Source organism: Pedobacter sp. AK013, assembly GCF_014205835.1.
GTDB lineage: Bacteria > Bacteroidota > Bacteroidia > Sphingobacteriales > Sphingobacteriaceae > Pedobacter.
The window spans coordinates 1-6061 of record NZ_JACHCQ010000072.1; the positions used below are offsets into that span (position 1 = coordinate 1).

Consider the following 6061-nt stretch of genomic DNA (forward strand, 5'->3'; position numbering starts at 1 on the left):
AATAGTTATAAACGAAGAAAACCCTTCAACATTGCTGCTGAAGGGTTTCTTTTAAGATCTGGCACCGACCTACTCTCCCACGTGTTACCGCAGTACCATCGGCTCTGGTGGGCTTAACTTCTCTGTTCGGAATGGGAAGAGGTGGACACCACCGATATAGGCACCTGAATATTTTTAATTAAGGTTGAGGGAGGGAGGGTTTAAGGGAGGGAGGGTTACCTTCCGCCTTTCCACCTTCGGCCTTCCAGCCTTAAATGACATATTATTGAAAGAAGTTATTATGAAGAACAAACAACAGTCTGTTTGCTTTGAAAGCTTCGGATGATTAGTACTACTCGACTGTGCTGTCACCAGCTTTACATCTGTAGCCTATCAACGTAGTAGTCTGCTACGGTCCTATATGGAATTCTCATCTCGTGGCTAGTTTCGCACTTAGATGCTTTCAGCGCTTATCTATTCCCAGCGTAGCTACTCTGCAATGCCCCTGGCGGAACAACAGATTCACTAGAGGCTGGTCCAACCCGGTCCTCTCGTACTAAGGTCAGCCCCACTCAAAATTCCTACGCCCACAACAGATAGGGACCGAACTGTCTCGCGACGTTCTGAACCCAGCTCGCGTGCCACTTTAATCGGCGAACAGCCGAACCCTTGGGACCTTCTCCAGCCCCAGGATGTGACGAGCCGACATCGAGGTGCCAAACCTCCCCGTCGATATGAGCTCTTGGGGGAGATCAGCCTGTTATCCCCAGCGTACCTTTTATCCTTTGAGCGATGGCCCTTCCATGCAGAACCACCGGATCACTATATCCGTCTTTCGACCCTGATCGACCTGTATGTCTCACAGTCAAGCAAGCTTATGCTATTGCACTCCGCGTACGGTTACCAAGCGTACTGAGCTTACCTTTGAAAGCCTCCGTTACCTTTTTGGAGGCGACCACCCCAGTCAAACTACCCATCAAACAATGTCTCCCGCTGAGCGGGATTAGACACCGAATACAGAAAGGGTGGTATTTCAACGTTGGCTCCACGACGCCTTGCGACGCCGCTTCAAAGCCTCCCACCTATCCTACACATCCTGTATCCAATGTCAATGTTAAATTGTAGTGAAGGTGCATGGGGTCTTTCCGTCCCGTTGCGGGTACCCGGCGTCTTCACCGGGACCACAATTTCACCGAGCTCATGGCTGAGACAGCGCCCAGATCGTTACACCATTCGTGCAGGTCGGAACTTACCCGACAAGGAATTTCGCTACCTTAGGACCGTTATAGTTACGGCCGCCGTTTACTGGGGCTTCGATTCAATGCTTCTCTTACGATGACATCCCCTCTTAACCTTCCAGCACCGGGCAGGTGTCAGGCCTTATACCTCATCTTTCGATTTTGCAAAGCCATGTGTTTTTGTTAAACAGTCGCCTGGGCCTTTTCACTGCGGCTAACATTGCTGCTAGCGCCCCTTCTCCCGAAGTTACAGGGCCATTTTGCCGAGTTCCTTAGCCATGATTCACTCGAGCACCTTAGAATCCTCTTCCCGGATACCTGTGTCGGTTTGCGGTACGGGTTTTTATAACCTGGAGCTTAGCGGTTTTTCTTGGAAGTCTGATTACCTGCACTATCCACTCACCCGAAGGCTTGCGGTACTATCAGCTTTCAGCATCGATCACGGATTTGCCTATGTTCGATATACCTACGGCCTTTAACGATCTATTCCGTCAGATCGCGGCAGTGTCACTACTCCGTCCCCACATCGCAGTTATAAAAAGTACTGGAATATTAACCAGTTGTCCATCGAATTTCCCCTTCGGGTTCTCCTTAGGTCCCGACTGACCCTGATCCGATTAGCGTTGATCAGGAAACCTTATCCTTTCGGTGGGCGGGTTTCTCGCCCGCCTTATCGTTACTTATGCCTACATTTGCTTTTCCAACCGCTCCAGCACCCATTACCAGATACCTTCACCGCAATTGGAATGCTCCCCTACCGATATATTTCAATCCCATAGCTTCGGTGTACAATTTAATGCCCGTTTATTATCCATGCCCGATCGCTCGACTAGTGAGCTGTTACGCACTCTTTAAATGAATGGCTGCTTCCAAGCCAACATCCTAGCTGTCTGTGCAATCGGACCTCGTTAGTTCAACTTAACTGTAACTTGGGGACCTTAGCTGATGGTCTGGGTTCTTTCCCTCTCGGCGCGTGACCTTAGCACCCCGCGCCTCACTGCCGGTTATATTATATAGCATTCGGAGTTTGTCTGGATTTGGTAGGATTTGACTCCCCCGCACCCAATCAGTAGCTCTACCTCTATATAACTCTACACCGACGCTGTTCCTAAAAACATTTCGGGGAGTACGAGCTATTTCCCAGTTTGATTAGCCTTTCACCCCTACCCACAGATCATCCGGAAACTTTTCAACGTTTATCGGTTCGGTCCTCCAGTACGTGTTACCGCACCTTCAACCTGTCCATGGGTAGATCACAAGGTTTCGCGTCTACCTCCTCTGACTATACGCCCTATTCAGACTCGCTTTCGCTTCGGATCCGTGCCTGAAGCACTTAACCTTGCCAGAGAAGAGTAACTCGTAGGCTCATTATGCAAAAGGCACGCCGTCACTGGACTTGCCAGCTCCGACCGCTTGTAAGTACACGGTTTCAGGTTCTATTTCACTCCCCTGTTCGGGGTTCTTTTCACCTTTCCCTCACGGTACTGGTTCACTATCGGTCTCTCAGGAGTATTTAGCCTTACCGGATGGTGCCGGCTGATTCCCACAAGGCGTCTCCGACCTCGCGGTACTCAGGATACTACTAGGCTAGCATTCTATACGTGTACTGGGCTATCACCATGTATCGCCGGGCTTCCCATCCCGTTCCACTTCTGTTTGCTAATACCACATCGTAGTCCTACAACCCCCACCTTGCCGTAACAAGGTAGGTTTGGGCTCTTTCCCTTTCGCTCGCCACTACTCAGGAAATCATTGTTATTTTCTCTTCCTCTGCTTACTTAGATGTTTCAGTTCGGCAGGTTTGCTCATTATATGTGACATGTCTTCAACATGCCGGGTTGCCCCATTCGGAAATCTTCGGATCAATTCCTATTTGCAAATACCCGAAGCTTATCGCAGCTTATCACGTCCTTCATCGCCTCTGAGAGCCAAGGCATCCCCCGTGTACTCTTTCTTACTTTCTTCTACTCATGCGCCTTTTGCGCCGCATGGTATGCTTTTTTGCTCTTGTTATGATGTCTCATTCCCGATCTATGATCGGGAGAGCACAAACTCAACAGTCGCCTATTGTTGTTTGCTCTTCTTTTTTAACTTCTTCCAATATGTCAAAGAACTTTATTAAGGTTGAAGCTCGAGGGTATAAGGGTAGAGGGTTTCATTGTCCCCTAACCAAGCCTCGTTTCAGCCCTATTAGTAAAAAACTGCGGTCTCGAACCGTTTCAGATGTTATCTCTGTCTCATCTGTGCCCCATGGCGTTTCTTCTTTTCTTAATCTTTATGTCAATGTATTCTACCAATCCTGGTATTTCTTCTGTTTTTTAAAAGCTTTCCGCTCTGGTCTTTAAGCTTTATGCTTAAATGTGGAGAATAACGGAGTCGAACCGTTGACCTCCTGCGTGCAAGGCAGGCGCTCTAGCCAGCTGAGCTAATCCCCCAGAGTGTAGTTATCAGTTTTCAGTTCTCCGTCTTCAGTTATGATAACTGTCAACGGCAAACTGCCAATTGTAAACTTCAATGGTAGTCCCGTCCAGATTTGAACTGGAGACCCCTACATTATCAGTGTAGTGCTCTAACCAGGCTGAGCTACGGGACTTTGCGTTCGGCAGCTTCTGACGCAGTATATAGTATCTTACCGCTACCGCTTTCCTTTGCTAACCTCAGCTCTATACCGTTAAGCTTACCTTTTACAGCAGCAAACCGTTGTCTTCTGGGTGTTTCTTTTTTCTCTTGTCTCTTTTTAAGTATCAAGTATCAAGACATGCCTTTCAGCTTTAGTCTTTATGCTTTCACCTTAATACCTTTTTTAGAAATATCATGTTGCGTGGCGAGTAGGTGGTTCTACTCCAGAAAGGAGGTATTCCAGCCGCACCTTCCGGTACGGCTACCTTGTTACGACTTAGCCCCAGTTACCGGTTTTACCCTAGGACGCTCCTTGCGGTTACATACTTTAGGTACCCCCAGCTTCCATGGCTTGACGGGCGGTGTGTACAAGGCCCGGGAACGTATTCACCGCGTCATTGCTGATACGCGATTACTAGCGAATCCAACTTCATGGGGTCGAGTTGCAGACCCCAATCCGAACTGTGAACGGCTTTATGAGATTCGCATACCGTTGCCGGCTAGCTGCCCTCTGTACCGTCCATTGTAGCACGTGTGTAGCCCCGGACGTAAGGGCCATGATGACTTGACGTCGTCCCCTCCTTCCTCTCTGTTTGCACAGGCAGTCTGTTTAGAGTCCCCACCATTACATGCTGGCAACTAAACATAGGGGTTGCGCTCGTTGCGGGACTTAACCCAACACCTCACGGCACGAGCTGACGACAGCCATGCAGCACCTAGTTTCGTGTGATTGCTCACTGACCTATCTCTAGATCATTCACTAACTTTCAAGCCCGGGTAAGGTTCCTCGCGTATCATCGAATTAAACCACATGCTCCTCCGCTTGTGCGGGCCCCCGTCAATTCCTTTGAGTTTCACCCTTGCGGGCGTACTCCCCAGGTGGAACACTTAACGCTTTCGCTTAGCCGCTGACTGTGTATCGCCAACAGCGAGTGTTCATCGTTTAGGGCGTGGACTACCAGGGTATCTAATCCTGTTTGATCCCCACGCTTTCGTGCCTCAGCGTCAATAAGACCATAGTAAGCTGCCTTCGCAATCGGTGTTCTGAGACATATCTATGCATTTCACCGCTACTTGTCTCATTCCGCCTACCTCTAGTCCATTCAAGCCCATCAGTATCAAGGGCACTGCGATAGTTGAGCTACCGTCTTTCACCCCTGACTTAACAGGCCGCCTACGCACCCTTTAAACCCAATAAATCCGGATAACGCTTGGATCCTCCGTATTACCGCGGCTGCTGGCACGGAGTTAGCCGATCCTTATTCTTCCGGTACATTCAGCACATTACACGTAATGTGGTTTATTCCCGGATAAAAGCAGTTTACAACCCATAGGGCAGTCTTCCTGCACGCGGCATGGCTGGTTCAGAGTTGCCTCCATTGACCAATATTCCTTACTGCTGCCTCCCGTAGGAGTCTGGTCCGTGTCTCAGTACCAGTGTGGGGGGCCATCCTCTCAGATCCCCTAGTCATCGTCGCCTTGGTGGGCCGTTACCCCGCCAACTAGCTAATGACACGCATGCCCATCTTTATCCCATAAATGTTTGATCATTGAGTAATGCCACTCTGTGATTTTATGCGGTATTAATCCGGATTTCTCCGGGCTATCCCCCTGATAAAGGTAGGTTGCATACGCGTTACGCACCCGTGCGCCACTTTCATATCCAGCAAGCTGGATAATCTCGTTCGACTTGCATGTATTAGGCCTGCCGCTAGCGTTCATCCTGAGCCAGGATCAAACTCTCCATTGTAAAATGTGTTGTTCAATACTGACCAGTTTTTAACCATGTTAAAAATGGTCTTCTTTTTTGTGTTGTCTGTCAGACACCACCTTTAAAATAAAGCTACGCAATCATGTACTTTGATCTGTACTCCATTACCTCGCTACGCTACATTGACATCTCTTTTAAGAACTTGTTGACCAGGTTAAGCCTCGCGGCCGGTCTTTATATATCTTCAGACTTCAGTTCGTCAGGGTCTTGTTTGTCCCGAACGTGTTTCCGCCTGTTTCAATCTTTTTTCCTGTCTTTCCGGCATCCGCCGTTCCGACCTTTTTACCTTTCCTTTCGGTTGGGAGTGCAAAGGTAAGGATCTTTTCCGAAGTTCCAAATAAAATAAATTTTATTTTTTTAAACCCCTTTTTTTCCTCTTTCCTCTATTTCAATACGCCGATGTTGATCAGCTTTCCGTCCTTCCGAACCGGGCTGCAAAGGTAGCAATCTTTTC

2 tRNA genes and 3 rRNA genes are annotated in these 6061 nt (G+C 48.7%); all 5 read right to left on the minus strand.

Features of this window, described 5'->3' with window-relative positions:
• Positions 1–56: 56 nt before the first annotated feature.
• The 5 genes from rrf to HDC90_RS25130 all read right to left on the minus strand — a co-directional run bounded on the left by rrf (position 57) and on the right by HDC90_RS25130 (position 5586).
• A 5S ribosomal RNA gene (gene rrf, locus HDC90_RS25110) occupies positions 57–168 on the minus strand.
• Positions 169–306: 138 nt separating this feature from the next.
• Positions 307–3181 (minus strand): 23S ribosomal RNA (locus tag HDC90_RS25115).
• 397 nt (positions 3182–3578) lie between these two features.
• Positions 3579–3652, minus strand: a tRNA-Ala gene (locus HDC90_RS25120).
• A gap of 80 nt (positions 3653–3732) precedes the next feature.
• Positions 3733–3810 (minus strand) — tRNA-Ile (locus tag HDC90_RS25125).
• 254 nt (positions 3811–4064) lie between these two features.
• A 16S ribosomal RNA gene (locus HDC90_RS25130) occupies positions 4065–5586 on the minus strand.
• Together the 16S, 23S and 5S rRNA genes with 2 tRNA genes alongside form the textbook arrangement of a ribosomal RNA operon.
• Positions 5587–6061 lie beyond the last annotated feature (475 nt).